General features: G+C 33.6%; 14 protein-coding genes. 7 read left to right on the top strand and 7 right to left on the bottom strand.

What is annotated here, in order from left to right; genetic code table 11:
• Positions 1-140: 140 nt before the first annotated feature.
• Positions 141-887 carry a hypothetical protein gene (locus ACHZDT_RS15730; RefSeq protein ID WP_394775572.1) on the top strand — a complete coding sequence of 249 codons (747 nt, stop codon included), beginning with the start codon at positions 141-143 and terminating at the stop codon, positions 885-887.
• A 111-nt stretch (positions 888-998) separates the two neighbouring features.
• Here the strand turns inward: ACHZDT_RS15730 and hemL are convergent, their stop codons facing one another.
• The 4 genes from hemL to ACHZDT_RS15750 form a co-directional block, all read right to left on the bottom strand.
• A complete protein-coding gene (hemL, locus tag ACHZDT_RS15735) occupies positions 999-2,285 on the bottom strand; it encodes a glutamate-1-semialdehyde 2,1-aminomutase (protein WP_394775573.1) in 1,287 nt (428 codons plus the stop codon).
• Positions 2,286-2,389: 104 nt separating this feature from the next.
• Positions 2,390-3,271 (bottom strand): glucosaminidase domain-containing protein, encoded by an 882-nt coding sequence (locus ACHZDT_RS15740; protein WP_394775574.1) that lies wholly within the window; start codon positions 3,269-3,271, stop codon positions 2,390-2,392.
• Positions 3,264-4,160: a 1-aminocyclopropane-1-carboxylate deaminase/D-cysteine desulfhydrase gene (locus ACHZDT_RS15745; RefSeq protein WP_394775575.1), complete on the bottom strand. Its 897-nt coding sequence runs from the start codon at positions 4,158-4,160 to the stop codon at positions 3,264-3,266. Before ACHZDT_RS15745 ends, ACHZDT_RS15740 begins: the two co-directional genes overlap by 8 nt.
• Positions 4,161-4,167: 7 nt before the next feature.
• A complete protein-coding gene (locus ACHZDT_RS15750; protein WP_394775576.1) occupies positions 4,168-4,503 on the bottom strand; it encodes a hypothetical protein in 336 nt (111 codons plus the stop codon).
• Positions 4,504-4,616: 113 nt separating this feature from the next.
• Here ACHZDT_RS15750 and ACHZDT_RS15755 point away from each other — a divergent pair, with 113 nt between their 5' ends.
• The 4 genes from ACHZDT_RS15755 (at position 4,617) to ilvA (ending at position 9,554) form a co-directional block, all read left to right on the top strand.
• Entirely contained in the window at positions 4,617-4,802 is a 186-nt protein-coding gene (locus ACHZDT_RS15755; RefSeq protein WP_073418076.1) for a DUF5522 domain-containing protein, read from the top strand.
• Between the two features lie 599 nt (positions 4,803-5,401).
• Positions 5,402-7,378 carry a urocanate hydratase gene (locus tag ACHZDT_RS15760; protein ID WP_394775577.1) on the top strand — a complete coding sequence of 659 codons (1,977 nt, stop codon included), beginning with the start codon at positions 5,402-5,404 and terminating at the stop codon, positions 7,376-7,378.
• A 43-nt stretch (positions 7,379-7,421) separates the two neighbouring features.
• Positions 7,422-7,961: a DUF4136 domain-containing protein gene (locus tag ACHZDT_RS15765; protein ID WP_394775578.1), complete on the top strand. Its 540-nt coding sequence runs from the start codon at positions 7,422-7,424 to the stop codon at positions 7,959-7,961.
• A 348-nt stretch (positions 7,962-8,309) separates the two neighbouring features.
• On the top strand, positions 8,310-9,554 hold the full coding sequence (gene ilvA, locus ACHZDT_RS15770; protein WP_394775579.1) for a threonine ammonia-lyase IlvA: 1,245 nt from the start codon (positions 8,310-8,312) through the stop codon (positions 9,552-9,554).
• 82 nt (positions 9,555-9,636) lie between these two features.
• Here ilvA and ACHZDT_RS15775 read toward each other — a convergent pair whose 3' ends face one another.
• Positions 9,637-11,784: an RICIN domain-containing protein gene (locus ACHZDT_RS15775; RefSeq protein ID WP_394775580.1), complete on the bottom strand. Its 2,148-nt coding sequence runs from the start codon at positions 11,782-11,784 to the stop codon at positions 9,637-9,639.
• A 382-nt stretch (positions 11,785-12,166) separates the two neighbouring features.
• Here ACHZDT_RS15775 and ACHZDT_RS15780 point away from each other — a divergent pair, with 382 nt between their 5' ends.
• Entirely contained in the window at positions 12,167-12,550 is a 384-nt protein-coding gene (locus tag ACHZDT_RS15780) for a group III truncated hemoglobin (protein WP_394775581.1), read from the top strand.
• A 135-nt stretch (positions 12,551-12,685) separates the two neighbouring features.
• On the opposite strand, the gene ACHZDT_RS15785 is transcribed toward ACHZDT_RS15780, so the two are convergent.
• Positions 12,686-13,762 (bottom strand): DKNYY domain-containing protein, encoded by a 1,077-nt coding sequence (locus ACHZDT_RS15785; protein WP_394775582.1) that lies wholly within the window; start codon positions 13,760-13,762, stop codon positions 12,686-12,688.
• Between the two features lie 237 nt (positions 13,763-13,999).
• Here ACHZDT_RS15785 and ACHZDT_RS15790 point away from each other — a divergent pair, with 237 nt between their 5' ends.
• The gene (locus ACHZDT_RS15790) at positions 14,000-15,775 is read left to right on the top strand and encodes an aromatic amino acid hydroxylase (protein ID WP_394775583.1); all 1,776 of its coding nucleotides are present in this window, start codon (positions 14,000-14,002) and stop codon (positions 15,773-15,775) included.
• A 468-nt stretch (positions 15,776-16,243) separates the two neighbouring features.
• On the opposite strand, the gene ACHZDT_RS15795 is transcribed toward ACHZDT_RS15790, so the two are convergent.
• Positions 16,244-16,873 carry a DUF4230 domain-containing protein gene (locus ACHZDT_RS15795; protein WP_394775584.1) on the bottom strand — a complete coding sequence of 210 codons (630 nt, stop codon included), beginning with the start codon at positions 16,871-16,873 and terminating at the stop codon, positions 16,244-16,246.
• Between the last annotated feature and the right edge of the window lie 106 nt (positions 16,874-16,979).

The raw sequence follows: 16,979 nt of genomic DNA on the forward strand, positions 1-16,979 counted from the left end.
ATTAAGTCTCTTTTTTGTTTCAAATTCTATTAAGTTTTCATTAATAGTTTCTGTTAATTAAAAGATAAATCTCACAATGTAATTAAACTTAGCAGAGTTCTTGAAGTCTAATCGATATAAACCTTTTAAAAAAACGAATTATGAAAAAATTATTTATCGCAGCTTTATTATTCGTTGGAGTAGTAAGTTTTGCACAAGACATCAATCAGAAATCAACACGTGATCAAAGAGAAAATTTAACTCCGGAACAACGTAATGAAAAGCATTTACAAAAGTTAACTTCTGAATTGAGTTTAGATAAAAAACAACAAGAACAAGTAAAACGGCTTTTAGCAGAGAGAAGTACAAAAGCAGAAAAATTTAAGGACGCTAAAAAAGATTCTAAAGTAAAACCTACTGCTGCAGAAAAAGAAGCTTTTAAAAAACAAATGGAAACTGAAAAAGCTGCAAATGATGCTAAAATGAAAGCAATTTTAAACGCTGACCAATACACAAAATGGACTGCACTTAAAAAAGACCACGAAAAAGATCATCACGAAAAAGGCGATCACAAAGGCAAAAGGGATATGAAATCTCCACAAGAACGCGATCAGGCACATTTGCAAAAGTTAACAGCTGAGCTAAACTTAAACGCTGATCAGCAAAAAAAAGTAAGTGAACTTTTATCTGACAGAAGTACAAAAATGGCAATGCTTCAAAAAAGCAGAGGTGATAAAAAACCTACTGACGCTGAAAAAGCAGCCATGAAAAAACAAATGGAAGAGGGTCACAAAGCTAATGATGCAAAAATGAAATCTATTTTGACTGCTGAACAATACACAAAATGGACAGCGATTCAAAAAGAACATAAAGACAAAATGAATGATCACCGAAAAGATAAAATGTAATTGAGATCAAAAAAAAGAGGCTAAAATAAGCCTCTTTTTTGTTTTTATATATCTCCTGTTTCGGATTTAGAATTAAATCAATTCTTTTAATACAATCTTCATAATGTAAGATTAAAATGTTTTTGAAACCTTATCAATAGCATTAATCGTAAAATCTAAATCTTCATAAGATAATGCATCAGTAATAAACCAGGTTTCATAAGCAGATGGCGCAATATAAATACCTTCGTTAAGTAAACCGTGAAAGAATTTCTTAAACGTTTCATTGTCTCCTTTTGCAGCCGTTTGAAAATCTACAACCGGATTTTCATCAAAATGTACCGAAATCATAGAACCAACTCTATTGATCGTAAAAGCAACATTATTTGCCTTTAAAACGGTATCAATTCCAGCCTCTAAATAAGCAGTTTTTTCATCTAAACGAGTAAAAACAGCACGATCATTATCAAGCGATTGTAACATTGCTAATCCTGCCGCCATTGCTAATGGATTTCCTGACAATGTTCCTGCCTGATAAACCGGACCAAGGGGCGCCAGATAATTCATGATTTCTTCGCGTGCAGCAAAAGCACCAACCGGCAAACCTCCGCCAATTACTTTCCCGAAAGTCACAATATCAGCATTGATGTTATACAATTCCTGAACTCCACCGCGAGCCAGACGAAAACCCGTCATAACCTCATCAAAAATCAATAAAATTCCATTTGCCGTACACAAATCTCTTAAACCTTGCAAGAAACCCTTTTGAGGCGGAATACATCCCATATTTCCTGCAACCGGTTCAATAATGATGGCTGCAATTTCATTTTTATTCGCTTCTATCAACGTTTTTACATTCTCTAAATCATTGTATTTTGCCAATAAAGTATCTTTTGCAGTTCCTTCTGTAACGCCCGGACTATTTGGAGATCCAAAAGTTACGGCTCCACTTCCCGCCTGAATCAAAAATGAATCTGAATGTCCGTGGTAACAACCTGCAAATTTTATTATTTTATCTCTTTTTGTAAATCCGCGAGCCAGACGAATCGCACTCATACAAGCTTCTGTTCCTGAATTTACAAATCTTATTTTATCAATATTCGGAACCATCGAAACCGCCAAAGCTGCAATTTGAGTTTCCAGTTCTGTTGGCATTCCAAATGAAGTTCCCAGTTTTGCTTTTTCAATCACAGCATCAACAACAGGCTGATAAGCATGACCTAAAACCATTGGTCCCCAAGAATTAATGTAATCTATAAGTTTATTTCCATCTTCATCATACAAATAAGCACCTTTGGCACTTTTTACAAAAACAGGAGTTCCACCAACCGCTTTAAAGGCTCTAACTGGTGAATTTACTCCTCCCGGAATTACTTTTTCTGCTTCAGCAAAAAGCTGACTACTTCTTTTATATATCATTTTTGATTTTAGATTTTTTCAATTTTAGATTTCTGATCTTAGATTTTAGATTCTTGCACTTATAGAGCTCATAACTTCTAATTCATAACTCATAACTTCAATTCCTACTTCACTTTCAATCTTTGCCCGATAGAAATTGCATTGTCTGAAAGATTATTTTTCTGTTTTAAGTCATCAACCAATACGTTGAATTTTTTTGAAATCGAATATAACGTATCACCTTGCTGTACTTCGTATAAATTAGGATCGTTTGAATTGGCATTTGAATTTGGAGAACTTTTAGCAGGAGTTGATTTCTCAAAAGGCTTGTAATTTCTTCCCGTTACCTGACAATCATATTGATGCAGATTGTAACGCTCGATATAACTTATTAATTTATCAGGATAATTAGGATCTGTGGCATAACCCGCAGCCCTTAAACCTTTTGCCCAGGATTTGTAATCGTCTTTTTCGTAAGTAAATAAAGTCGCATATCTCTTTTTTCCAACTAAAAACAAAGCGTGATCTCTATAAGATTCTGAAGCTAAAGGATATTTTCTAAAACATTCCTGAGCCGAATCATCATCATGACGAACACTTTCTCCAAGCCAGTCGTTATGACATTTAATTCCAAAATGATTGTTTGCTTCAATCGCTAAATCACCTCTTCCCGCACCTGATTCTAAAATTCCCTGCGCCAGAATAATACTCGCCGGAATACCATATTTAGTCATATTTCCCATTGCAATATCTTTAAATTGCAATACATAATTATTTATTAAATCGCTGGTTACAACAGTTTTTGAAGTCGATTGAATAACTTCAGTCGTATTATTTGTAGAAGGATAATTTTTAACAGTCGGTTTTACAGGAGTTTGCTTTTTGGTTGCTGCCACTCTTGGTTTCTGAACCGCTGCTGCTTTTCTGGTTGTAGCAATCGCCGGTTTACTGGAAGAACAACTTACTATAGTTGCCAAAATTAAGAGCGCTATTATTTTTTTAACCATTGCTTTTGAGTATTGGTAATTTTTTCTGCTTCAATTTTATATTCATCCCTTCAATACCCTGCAATCCGCCGGTATGAAGCAGTAATATCTTTGAATGTTGGGGAAAATAGTTTTTATGTATTAGATCTATAACGCCAAAAACCATCTTTCCTGTATAAATTGGATCTAAGGGTATTTTATTATCTTCAAAAAAAGCATTGATAAATTCAATTAATTCTAAATTTATCTTTCCGTAACCTCCAAAATGATAGTCAGAAATTAAATTCCAGTTATTTTTTTTTGCAAAAATACGAATTTCATCGGTTAAAAAGTCACCTTTTAACGCCGGAAACCCTAAAATTTTCTGATGTGGCAAGGCGCTGTTGATTAATCCGGAAATTGTTCCGCCAGTTCCTACTGCACAACAAACATAATCAAACACTGCATCTTCCTCGGTTAAAATCTCTTCACAGCCTTTTACCGCAAGTTCATTTGTTCCGCCTTCAGGCACTAAATAAAAATCTCCAAACTTATTTTTTAATTTTTCTATAAACGAAATTTCACTTTTATTCCGATATTCCTCTCGCGAAACAAACTCAAATTCCATTCCGTTTTCCTGAGCAAATTTCAAGGTTGGATTTTCATTTATTTTATCAAAAAGTTCATCGCCACGAATAATGCCAATAGTTTTAAAACCCTGTTCTTTTCCGGCAAAAGCAACCGCCGCAATATGATTGGAAAAAGCACCGCCAAAAGTTATCAGAGTTTCTTTATTTTCGGCCTTAGCCTGAAGTAAATTGTATTTTAATTTCCTTAATTTATTCCCCGAAACAAACGGATGATTTAAGTCGTCACGCTTTATCGTCAATGAAATATCATTGGGAAAGTTGATATGAATTTCCTGATTCAAAATCTGTTTATTTTAAAATTATGTAATTCAAAAAACCAAATAAACGTCTGGTTTTCAAATAATGTAAATTAGTTTCATTGGCGTAAGCTTCTCTTTCAAAGCTTATATTTCGATACGCTAAATCTTTGTTTTTGTATTGAATTAACCTGATTATATATTCTGAAAAATAGAAAAAATAAAACGGGGAAATCAGTAATTCTAATTGTTGGCGCAAATGAATTTTTTCATGATTGATAAAAATGGGATTTACTTTATCTCCATCATATTTTAAAATCACAAACGGAAACACGGTCATTCCGCGATATCCTTTCGGAATTAAATATTTAGCAACAATCAGAAACATTAGCTGTAAAATTTATAAATTTGTAGATAAAAATTGTTCGTTTTCATTAAAATCCCAATCAATTTAATTCATTTTGATTTTAAGAAAACAGGACATCAACCCAATGCAGATTTATGAAAGAGCAAAGTAATGAAAATAAATTAATCGAAGGCGAAGATTTTTACTATACGCCCGAAGGTTATAAATGCTTTACTGAAAAACATCATTTAAAACGTGGTTATTGCTGCAAAAGTGGCTGTCGTCATTGTCCGTACGGATTTGATAAACGAACTGGAGAAATCAGGAAAAAAGCTAATTAGATAATGTGGCAATTTGATAATGAGATAATTTAAAAAATGTGTCAATTAGATAATACAAATGTCATCCTGAGCGGAGTCGAAGGAAAAATCTATAATCAACAATCTAAAATAGTATATGGATATTCGCTCAAGAAAATTTAGGATTAAAATCCACAAATCCTATCACAGGTCGGATATTCGTTATCCCTAGTTTAATTAGAAATGTGTCAATTTGATAATTTGATAAATATTTTGAAACGAATTTTTGATCGATAAATATTTCGCTCCTATGGAGCTTTTTACTATCTGGATTATATTGTTTTCTATAAACATATCGCCTTTACAAGTCTAAAAAATCCGTTAGGATTGTCATATTTATAATAAAATATTTATTGAATATAATTAACGACCTATATATTTTTATAAACATGTCGCCCTTGCCAGGCTTAAAAAATCCGTTAGGATTGACATATTTATAGCAATAGAAATAGTTAATCAGCATTAAGCCCCAGCGGGTCAACATAATTTAAACACAAATTAATTAGCCGTTATTTCTTTTCATTACAAATATGAAAACCTTAGTAACTTAGAATCTTAGCAACTTAGCACCTTTAAAAAAAATGACTTTCAAAGAACAAATACAACAAGGAATTCCTTCAATATTACCTCCAAAAAAAGAATACGATTTAGCCATTAATCATGCGCCAAAACGAAAAGATATTCTTTCGGCAGAAGAAAAAAAACTGGCTTTAAAAAATGCATTGCGTTATTTTGAATCGCAACATCACGCTGAACTAATCAAAGAATTTACTGAAGAATTAGAAAAATACGGACGTATATATATGTATCGTTTACGTCCGGATTACCGAATGTACGCACGACCAATTGATGAATATCCAGGAAAATCAGTTCAGGCAAAAGCGATTATGCACATGATTCAGAACAATCTGGATTATGCTGTGGCGCAGCATCCGCATGAATTGATTACGTATGGCGGAAACGGCGCTGTTTTCCAGAACTGGGCGCAATATTTATTAACAATGCAATATTTGTCTGAAATGACAAACGAGCAGACTTTAACCATGTATTCAGGGCATCCGATGGGATTATTTCCTTCGCATTCTGAAGCGCCAAGAGTTGTGGTTACAAACGGAATGGTGATCCCAAATTATTCTAAACCGGACGATTGGGAAAAAATGAATGCTTTGGGCGTTTCACAATACGGACAAATGACGGCGGGAAGTTATATGTATATTGGACCGCAAGGAATTGTGCACGGAACTACGATTACGGTTTTGAATGGTTTCAGAAAAATAAAACAAAACCCTGAAGGCAATTTATTCGTAACTTCAGGATTAGGCGGAATGTCCGGCGCACAGCCAAAAGCCGGAAATATTGCAGGTTGTATCACGGTCTGCGCCGAAGTAAACCCGAAAATCACCAAAATTCGTCACGAACAAGGATGGATTAATGAAATCGTAACTTCGACAGAAGAATTGGTAAAAAGAGTGACATCGGCGAAAGCCAATAAAGAAGTCGTTTCTATTGCCTATTTAGGAAATGTGGTTGATGTTTGGGAATGTTTTGACAAGGAAAACATCAAAATTGATTTAGGATCTGATCAGACTTCGCTTCATAATCCGTGGGCTGGAGGATATTATCCCGTTGGAATTTCATTTGAAGAAGCTAACGAAATGATGGCGAATAATCCTGATTTATTCAAAGAAAAAGTACAGGAATCGTTGCGCAGACAAGCCAGAGCAATTAACAAACATACTGAAAAAGGAACATACTTTTTTGATTACGGAAATGCTTTTTTACTTGAAGCTTCGCGCGCCGGAGCAGATGTGATGGCGGAGAATAATATCGATTTTAAATATCCTAGTTACGTTCAGGATATTATGGGACCAATGTGTTTTGATTATGGTTTTGGCCCGTTTAGATGGGTTTGTACGTCTGGAAAACCAGAAGATTTACAAAAAACAGATACAATTGCAAGTGAAGTTTTAGAAGAATTGGCAAAGACGGCTCCAAATGAAATTCAGCAGCAAATGCAGGATAATATCAAATGGATCAAAGGTGCACAGGAAAATAAATTAGTGGTGGGTTCTCAGGCAAGAATTCTGTACGCTGATGCTGAAGGAAGAATTAAAATTGCCGAAGCTTTTAATCAGGCAATTGCCAAAGGCGAAATTGGAACGGTTGTTTTAGGACGCGATCATCATGACGTTTCCGGAACGGATTCTCCTTACAGAGAGACTTCTAACATCTACGACGGATCTCGTTTTACGGCCGATATGGCGATTCAAAACGTGATTGGCGACAGCTTTAGAGGTGCAACCTGGGTTTCAATACATAATGGCGGCGGAGTTGGCTGGGGAGAGGTTATAAACGGTGGATTTGGCATGGTACTTGATGGTTCTAAAGAGGCTTCAAAACGTTTAGCATCAATGCTTTTTTGGGATGTTAACAACGGAATTTCAAGACGAAGCTGGGCGAGAAATGACGAAGCGATTTTTGCAATAAAAAGAGCGATGGAAGTTCAGCCTTTATTAAAAGTTACATTGCCTAATATTGTAGATGAAAATCTATTTTAGACAAAGTTTCGTATCTAATTAAAAAACATAAATCCTTAAATATATGAAAACATTCAAATTAGTACCCGTTTTTTTGCTTTTAATATTAGCCTCTTGCAGCACTGTTAGTGTTTATTCTGATTACGATAAAAACGTAGATTTTGCGCCTTATAAAACCTATGCTTTTTTTAAGCCCGGCATTGATAAGGTCGAAATTTCTGATTTGGATAAAAGAAGAATCCTGCATGCAATAGAGGAAGAAATGCAAGTCAAAGGTTTTACAAAAAGCGACAATCCTGATTTATTAGTAAATATTTTTACAAAATCAAGAGAACAGGTTAACGTAAACCAATTTAGCGCCGGTTATGGCTACGGCTGGGGTTGGGGATGGAATCCTTACATGATGTACGGAGGAAATCAAACTACAGTTTCAACATCTACAGAAGGAACTTTATTCATTGATTTAATCGATGCTAAAAAGAAAGAAATGATCTGGCAAGGTGAAGGAGTTGGAACTTTAACTAAAAACATCGATAAAAAAGATGCGAAAGTAAAAGAAATTGTATCTAAAGTTTTAGCGCAATATCCTCCGGTTAAAAAATAAGTTTTCAGTTTCTCCCGATAGCTATCGGGATCAGTATTTGTAAAACCTAAAAAAAGTTATGGAGTACTTTACAAAATAAATTAATACATTTGCGATTCAAATATCTGAAATGAAAAACTTAAATATCATTATTATCTCTATTAATATTATTGCAATTCAGCGATAATGGCGAGGTATTATATAAATAAGTAAACAAAATACAATTTATCAAACCTTCCAAATCGGGAGGTTTTTTTATTTTAAAAGCTATTTAACAGTAAAAGTTTTGCCACAGATTTCACAGATTCTCACAGATTAAAAAATATTTTAAATCATTTAAATCTGTGGCAGAAAAAAAAACAAAACAAAATGAATTTATTTAACGAAGTACTTGCTGCTCAAAAGCAACTTGAAAATGTAGTTGCCGCTACTCCACTCACTCAAAATTTAAATCTTTCGGACGAATTTAAATCGACTATTTTATTAAAACGGGAAGATTTACAAATTGTGCGGTCGTATAAAATCAGAGGCGCTTACAACAAGATTTCTTCGTTGAACGAAAAAGAAAAAGCAATTGGAATTGTTTGCGCAAGTGCCGGAAATCATGCGCAAGGCGTGGCTTATTCCTGTCATCTTTTACAGATAAAAGGTAAAATTTATATGCCAAAAACCACTCCGAAACAAAAAGTAAAACAAGTCCAACTGTTTGGGAAATCGTTTGTTGAAATTGTACTTACCGGAGATACTTTTGATGATGCTTATGCTTCAGCTACAGCAGATGCAATCAAAAATCATAAAATATTCATTCATCCATTTGATGATGAAAAAGTAATTGCCGGTCAGGGAACTGTAGGTCTTGAAATTTTAGAAAGTTATAAAAAACCTATAGATTATGTTTTTGTTCCAATTGGCGGCGGCGGATTAGCTTCGGGTTTATCCGAGGTTTTTAAACATTTGAGCCCGAATACTAAAATTATTGGCGTTGAGCCAAAAGGCGCTCCTTCAATGAAAACTTCAATTGCAGAAAATAAAAATACTGCCTTAACTACAATCGATAAATTTGTTGATGGCGCTGCCGTAAAGCAAGTTGGCGATAAAACTTTTGAAATCTGCCGTCAAAATTTAGATGATATTATTCTGGTTCCCGAAGGAAAAGTCTGTACCACAATTTTACGTTTGTACAATGAAGAAGCGATGGTTGTAGAACCTGCCGGAGCTTTGACAATTGCTGCTTTAGATTTTTATAAGGAAGAAATAAAAGGAAAAACCGTCGTTTGCGTGGTCAGCGGAAGCAATAATGATATTGAAAGAACTGCCGAAATAAAAGAACGTTCATTACTTTATGAAGGTTTGATGCATTATTTCATGATTCAATTTCCGCAACGTCCGGGAGCTTTAAAGGAATTTGTAAATAATATTTTAGGTCCGGACGACGACATTACCTATTTTCAATTTGCGAAGAAAAACAGTCGTGAAGTTGGTTCTGTAGTCGTTGGTTTAGAATTGAAAAATAAAAAAGATATTAAAGCAATCAAAATGAACATGACCAAATATGGTTTTGAGTTTCATTACTTAAATGATAATCAGGATTTGTTCACGCAATTAATAGGATAAAACCAAAAAGGCTGCCTGAATTGAAATCAGACAGCCTTTTAAAATCAAAAATAAAATTACTAATTAAATTCCCGACTTTTTATTATTGCTTCACCACTTTTTTAGAATAAGATCGCTTACTATCATTTACTCTAACTACATAAAGTCCTTTTGGTAATTTTGAAATTTCAATTTCGGCTTCATTTCCACTTACAAAATTGATGGTTCTTTTTTGTAAACGCTGCCCTGTAGCCGAGTAAATCTCAACTTCACCAGAACCGGAATTTGGCGTATTAATTTTTAAATAATCATTTGTTGAATTGATATAAAGTGAAAAATCAGAATCTGCATTTACTTCTTCAATTGCAACTTTCTTAGCTGCCGAAGCTTCAACCTGAACTAATTGCCATTGCTGATTCAATCCTCCTGAATAGGCCCAAACCTGAAGATTCGCACCGTTTGCTGTAGAAACATTTTCAATATCTAATGATTTTCCGCTATTTACATTGATGATTTTGTAGTAACCTCCGCCAAGACTTGTAACCGTCCATTTGAATTCATTTGAAGTTGACGCAGTTCTTTGCTGTACTTTTATTCCATCGGCTGTACTATTATTTTCGGTTGCTAAGTACATTCCTGTTGATTTTACAATGATGTAATAATTACCGCTTCCGTCAGCAACAAATTTCCAGCGTTGGTTATTTCCTCCGCCATTTGTAATATCATATTGCTGAATTCTGCCTCCGCTTACAGTCGAATTATCAGCAACATCTAATCCTTTATTACTGTTTCTTGAAATGATATTATAATATCCGGGTAAACCCGTTACTGGCGGAGTTCCCGCGCCCCAAGTAAATGTTACCGCAGATGATGCCGGAACCGCATAATTAAATGCTGATGATCCTGAAACAACTTTGATTGTATTTGCACCTCCGGAATTATAAATTACAAGCGCAATCGATCCGTCAGGGTTTTTGAATCCCGCTGAAACAATACCACTATTTGTACTTGACGATGAAACTCTTAAAGCACCGGGCTTTACAAATTTTGAGATTTGTCCAATAATATAATACGCTACATTTTTAGTATAACTTGTACTGTTGTTTACCGTAATTGCTCCTAAACAAGTATTACATCCGCCCGGAGTACGCGGTCCTAAACCTGAATTATTTGCTGCGTTCCATTCCAGGACTGTTTTTGCCCAATTATTTGTACTGCCAATAACAATGTTTTGCATGTGCCAGCCAAAATCTCCGCCAAAGCTTCCGGTTGAGCTAGTATATTGTTCTGTAAAATAAACGTTTTTGTTTGTTGCATTTCGAACTGTAGACATTGCCGAAATGTTTCCTAAATACAAATGAAACGCTGCACCATCAACATAACTGCTATTGTTCAAAACATCAATAGGATATGCTGTATTGTCGCAATTATGATCAAAAGCAATAATTTTTATATTTCCGTAACCTGCTGTTGCCATTTGTGGACCAAGTTGCTGATTGATAAAATTCTTTTGTTCTGTAGAATTCATTAACATACTTGGTTCGTTATTTGGATTTTCAGGTTCGTTTTGAGGCGTGATTCCCCAAATCGAAATTCCCTGTGCCTGCATTGCTGTAAAATACTTGACAAAATATTTGGCGTAAGCCGCATAATATTGTGTTTGTAGACTTCCGCCAACCCATGAATTATTGGTTTTCATCCATCTTGGTGCTGACCAAGGAGTTGCCAGTATTTTGATATTCGGATTAATAAGAAGAATCTTTTTGATGATCGGAATTAAATAAGTCAAATCTGGTCCGTTCAAACTAAAATTATTCATATTAACATCACCAGAAGTTTCGTTATAACTATATGAAGAACTGCTTAAATCTGAAGCTCCAATACTAATACGAACCACATTTGCATTTAAACCTGTTACAGGATTGTACAAATCGTTTAGTAATTGATTTTGCTGAGTAGCAGCCATTCCGCTAATAACTTCACAACTTCCTTCGGTTAGTGTATAACCAAATCCGTCCATAGTTTGATAAGTTGTTCCTGCATTAACCGTTATAGTCGAAGCATTAGTTCCTGAATTTGCCGCAAAGCTTACAGTAGATTGTTGTTGCAGCAATTTCGTTTGATCTCCGCTCGTAATCCACGGGGTAACCGTTTGAGCATTCATCTTAGTAGTAAATGAAATTAAAATAATGACATACATCATTATCTTAAAATTCATTAAATAAGGTAGTTTTTGGGTAGTATTTTTCATTTTTACTGAGTTTTTAATAATTAAATTTTTCTTATTTTTTAAGATTAATATTATTAATTCACATCAATATTATGGCAAATTTAATTAAATCCATATTTTTTTAACTTTACAAATACACATCATTTCAAAATTTCACCTTTACAAAAACTTATCTGTTTATTTTTTAATTAATTGATTTTCAATGTTTTAAAAAATAAAAAGCTACTAAAAATCTTACGCTGATTATTTGATCATTTTAAAATCATTCAATTTGCAACTTTAGTAACAAAAACTCATTCTATAAACTATAATTAAAAAAAAGGAATAGCAGGAATGATAAATATCAGTAAATAAAAAGCTTGTTAAAGTGTACTTTTGTAATTGATTTTAAAACGTAAAAAACATGGCTCTTCAAGATATTTCTAATCTGGATGATATTAAACTTTTAGTGAATACTTTTTATGATAAAGTACAAAAAGACGATTTAATTGGTCCGATATTTAATGAAAGAATAATGGGAAGATGGCCTGAACATTTAGAGAAAATGTATCGTTTTTGGCAAACTATTTTGTTAGAAGTGCATACTTATTCCGGAACTCCTTTTCCTCCACACAAACATTTACCAACCAATCAATCTCATTTTGATCGCTGGATGGAAATTTTTACGTCAACTGTTGATGGATTATTTGTTGGGAAATTAGCCGAAGAAGCTAAAGTTCGTGCCGCAAATATGGCGTATATGTTTAATTATAAAATTGAGTATTTTAGAAATCCGGAAAATCATTAATTTTTTCGCCACGAATTTCACGAATTAGCACGAATTATTTTGTGGTAATTTGTGTAACATTTAAAAAGTTTACTCTGAATTTCGTGAATTATATTAGTGTAAATTCGTGAAATTAGTGGCAAAAAACTTTTCCTTTTATGAATGATACAACTTTCCGTTTTTAAATTTATTTGTTCCATCTTCCCAAACTCCATATTCATTGGTAGATTTAAATTCTTCGGGGTTTGCGCCTTTTAGAATAATATTTTCAAAATAAACATTTTTGGAATCTTTAGAATATTCATAGGAAAAAATTATAAAGCTTGAAGAATCTGCGTCATCGATTTTTTTACAGCTATAATAAACACCATTTTTATCTTTGGAAAAATCACGATCTAACGCTTCAAAACTTTCTCCATCAATTTCAGGATATAGAATACCTTTGTTAATCAAAACATTATTGACAATTATTTGCCAATAATCAATTTCTTTGGTTGTTTTAATAATATCGAAAGTATGGATTTCAAATTCAGATGCTGTGAAAGCAGAAACAACTGAATTGCCAATTTGCACGTAAGTTTCGTTTATAGGATGAATTTCACCTTCGATCATTTTGTGTTTTTGGATTACTTCATCAACTTCCCGTGCTTCAATTCCTACTCCTCTATAACTAATAATAACGTAAATAAAATGAGCATCAACAGCAATTGCGTCATTTAAAGGTTTGAAAGTTGCGGGATCTCCTTGAATCTTTTTATTCTTATAATACACAAATTGAGCATCTTTAAACCAATTATATCGTCGATAATCCTGAATTGACGGATCTAACAATTGGTATGTTTTAGGATCTGCATCATCGATTATTTCCAGTAAATCAAAGTTTTTACCATTTAAATGGTAGACATGATTTTTATCTTTAATAACTTGAGAATCATCTATACCAAAAGTATGATAATCAACAGATTGTTTTTTTCCTTTCCAGAAAATATTGTTTTTATCTTTTCCAAAACTTTCATTTATAGGCTGAAAACTGGGAACATCTGCATTTGATTCAAAATAACCCAACTCAAACCAGTTTCCCATTGGTGAATACACAATAAGATTTTTTCTATAATGATGAAAATAAGAATTGGATAATTTTAGATTTACGTGATTTCCAATTTTAAAGAAAAAATGTCTGATGCCTAAAAAAATTAAAATAATTATTGCCGAAACGATTAAAAAAGTTTTCATGATTATCTAGAATTCAAATAATAGTATTGGTAAAACTAACTTATTTTATCATATTGAGGGAAACATTTTTTTAGAAAAAATCAGAGAGGAAACAATCTATATTTGAGTTTTGATACAGAAGTCATTAATTAAAGATTGCGCAATAAAACGATCTTATTATTAAAAATCTATAGTAGAAAAGTTTATTTTAGTACTTGAAATTCGTAATTTTACATTCTAATCTACAACGTTTTCGAAATGAATGCAAGTATTGAAACAAATCCATTATTAGAGCGATTGCCTAAACATTTAAAGCAATTTATTAAACCTCAGGATTATAGCGATTACACGCCTATAAATCAAGCGGTTTGGCGATATGTAATGCGAAAAAATGTAGATTATTTATCAAAAGTCGCACATAGTTCCTATTTAGAGGGTTTGCGTAAAACAGGAATCGAAATTGATTCAATTCCAAGTATGTACGGAATGAACAGAATCCTGACCGAAATTGGCTGGGCTGCGGTTGCGGTCGACGGGTTTATTCCGCCAAATGCTTTTATGGAATTTCAGGCGTATAACGTTTTGGTTATTGCGTCAGATATTCGTCAATTAGAACATATTGAATATACGCCCGCACCGGATATTATTCATGAAGGCGCCGGCCACGCTCCTATTATTGCAAATCCTGAATATGCTGAATATTTACGCCGATTTGGAGAAATAGGATGCAAAGCGATTTCATCACACAAAGATTACCAAATGTATGAAGCGATTCGTTTGCTTTCGATTTTAAAAGAAGCCGAAGATACGCCACAGGAAAAAATTGACGAAGCTGAAAAAGCTGTTGCCGATTTACAGAATAATATGGGCGAATTGTCTGAAATGGCTCAAATTAGAAACCTGCATTGGTGGACGGTTGAATATGGCTTGATTGGAACGGTTGAAAATCCTAAAATATATGGCGCCGGATTACTTTCGTCAATTGGTGAAAGTGCCTGGTGTATGACGGAAAACGTAAAGAAAATTCCTTATGATATCTCGGCTGCGAATCAAAATTTTGACATTACACAATTGCAACCCCAACTTTATGTGACGCCAAATTTCTCTTTTTTGAGTTTGATATTAGAAGAATTTGCTAATAAAATGGCTTTAAGAACCGGAGGACTTTCGGGAATTCAAAAGCTGATTCATTCGAATGCTTTAGGAACAATTGAATTGAGTACAGGTTTACAAATTTCAGGAGTTTTCACGAATGTTATTGAAGATGAAGGAAAACCTGTTTACATTCAAACCACAGGAAAAACGGCTTTATCGTACCGCGAAAAAGAATTAGTTGGACATGGAACTTTAACGCATCCGGAAGGTTTTGGAAGTCCGATTGGGAAACTGAAAGGATTCAATTTAGCGATTGAAGATATGAGTCCGAAGGATTTACAAGCTTATAGCATTGTTGAAAATGAAACGGTAAAACTGGAGTTTGAAGGCAATATTATTGTTGAAGGTGAAATCATTACGGGTTCAAGAAATTTACACGGAGAAATTATTCTGATTAGTTTTAGAAACTGTACGGTAACTCATGGCGAAGTGATTTTGTTTCAGCCTGAATGGGGAAATTATGATATGGCAATTGGTAAAAAAGTGGTTTCTGCTTTTTCCGGTCCAGCCGATGTGAATAGTTTTGACTTAATTAATTCGGTTCCTACAACTACTACAATAAAAGCAAAACATACAGATGAACGCGATGATTTAGAAGTTCTTTATCAAACGGTTCGATTGATTAGAGAGAATAAAGATTCTAAATCTGAACTTAAATCTGTTTTTGAAAAACTAAAAGAAAATCATGCTAATGATTGGTTGCTTTCGGTTGAAATTGCTGAACTTTTGAAGGATTCAAATGAAGATCAGCTTTTACAGGAAGTATTGGTTTATCTTGAACAATTGAAAACTAAACGTGCTGAGGTGGCGCATTTAATTGCTGGTGGTTTGGATTTGATTTTTAATAGTTCTTTGCCGCATTTGCCGCAAAGGCACTAAGACGCAAAGTTTTTTATTTTGCCCACAGATTTTTACTGATTAACGCAGATTTTTTTAATCGCGCTAAGTCGTAAAGTTTTTTGCGCAATCTTGTCATTTCGAGGAACGAGAAATCACATCCAGTATTCGTCAAAGATTGTCGACATTCTTGTGGAGTTTAGATTTAATCTTTACGAAAACTAGATTATTTGCCCGCGGATTTTACTGGTTTAAACTGATTTGCGCTGAAGTTTTATTTCTCGCAGATTTGGCAGATTTGTGCAGATTTTATTTCTCGCAAAGAAGTGAAGGCGCAAAGTTTTAAGCATTTTTTATCATTTCGACGGAGGAGAAATCACATCCAGTATTCGTCAAAGATTGTCGACATTCTTTGTGAAGTTTCATATGTGATTTCTCCTCCGTCGAAATGACAAGATTACGGCAAAACCTCTGAACCTTTGCCTCTATGAACCTTTGAACCTTCCTCCTCTACAATTTCAGGTCTTCATTAAAATCTTTTTCTGAATCGATTGTTTTTCCTTCGTATTGTAACTTCCAACCCATTGAATTTGTCAAGATCAGAATTTTAGATAATTCACTAATTAATCTATTTTGGGCGTTGGTTTTTAGAGTAGATTTTTCGATTTTCTTGGCTAGATTCGCTTTTACTGATTTGTTGATTTTATTATAATCGTCTCCTGTAAAAGGATTCAGTTTGCTTTGTTCTACATCATAAAACTGAATATCAGGATTGATTGTTATTTCTTCTTTTGGAATATTTAAAATGGTGATGGTTTTGTTTTTTTCGTCGATATCGTATTTCATTTTATGCAAGTCGTACGCTACGGTAACATTTGCATTTACAATAACAAGTGCTTTCTTTTCAAAAGAAACCATGTCCATTAAATATTTCTGCTGATTTTTATAGGTAATAACTTCTGAAAAATGTCCTTCGGTAACAACCAATTTTCCAACGTTTAAAATTTGCTGCTGAATTAAATTGGTGTTATAATCAATTGTAGAATCGTCTTCTTTTTTGAACTCGCAATATTTGAAAGCCAAAACGATCACAAGTACAATTGTGGCTAAAACTATTATTCTCTTTATTAAATTTTGCATTCTGTTATTTTATTAGACCAATTTACAAAATGAGAATTAAAGTCTGACACGAATTGCACTAATTTTCACTAATTCATAGTTTGTCTATATTGAATCAATTTTTAAA

It is taken from the genome of Flavobacterium sp., from assembly GCF_043722275.1.
Classification (GTDB): Bacteria; Bacteroidota; Bacteroidia; order Flavobacteriales; family Flavobacteriaceae; genus Flavobacterium.

Excerpts from the sequence above, each read along its gene's own strand:
- ACHZDT_RS15730 (WP_394775572.1), top strand. The coding sequence starts at position 141 with ATGAAAAAATTATTTATCGCAGCTTTATTATTCGTTGGAGTAGTAAGT.
- hemL (WP_394775573.1), bottom strand. The coding sequence starts at position 2,285 with ATGATATATAAAAGAAGTAGTCAGCTTTTTGCTGAAGCAGAAAAAGTA.
- ACHZDT_RS15740 (WP_394775574.1), bottom strand. The coding sequence starts at position 3,271 with ATGGTTAAAAAAATAATAGCGCTCTTAATTTTGGCAACTATAGTAAGT.
- ACHZDT_RS15750 (WP_394775576.1), bottom strand. The coding sequence starts at position 4,503 with ATGTTTCTGATTGTTGCTAAATATTTAATTCCGAAAGGATATCGCGGA.
- ACHZDT_RS15755 (WP_073418076.1), top strand. The coding sequence starts at position 4,617 with ATGAAAGAGCAAAGTAATGAAAATAAATTAATCGAAGGCGAAGATTTT.
- ACHZDT_RS15760 (WP_394775577.1), top strand. The coding sequence starts at position 5,402 with ATGACTTTCAAAGAACAAATACAACAAGGAATTCCTTCAATATTACCT.
- ACHZDT_RS15765 (WP_394775578.1), top strand. The coding sequence starts at position 7,422 with ATGAAAACATTCAAATTAGTACCCGTTTTTTTGCTTTTAATATTAGCC.
- ilvA (WP_394775579.1), top strand. The coding sequence starts at position 8,310 with ATGAATTTATTTAACGAAGTACTTGCTGCTCAAAAGCAACTTGAAAAT.
- ACHZDT_RS15775 (WP_394775580.1), bottom strand. The coding sequence starts at position 11,784 with ATGAAAAATACTACCCAAAAACTACCTTATTTAATGAATTTTAAGATA.
- ACHZDT_RS15780 (WP_394775581.1), top strand. The coding sequence starts at position 12,167 with ATGGCTCTTCAAGATATTTCTAATCTGGATGATATTAAACTTTTAGTG.
- ACHZDT_RS15785 (WP_394775582.1), bottom strand. The coding sequence starts at position 13,762 with ATGAAAACTTTTTTAATCGTTTCGGCAATAATTATTTTAATTTTTTTA.
- ACHZDT_RS15790 (WP_394775583.1), top strand. The coding sequence starts at position 14,000 with ATGAATGCAAGTATTGAAACAAATCCATTATTAGAGCGATTGCCTAAA.
- ACHZDT_RS15795 (WP_394775584.1), bottom strand. The coding sequence starts at position 16,873 with ATGCAAAATTTAATAAAGAGAATAATAGTTTTAGCCACAATTGTACTT.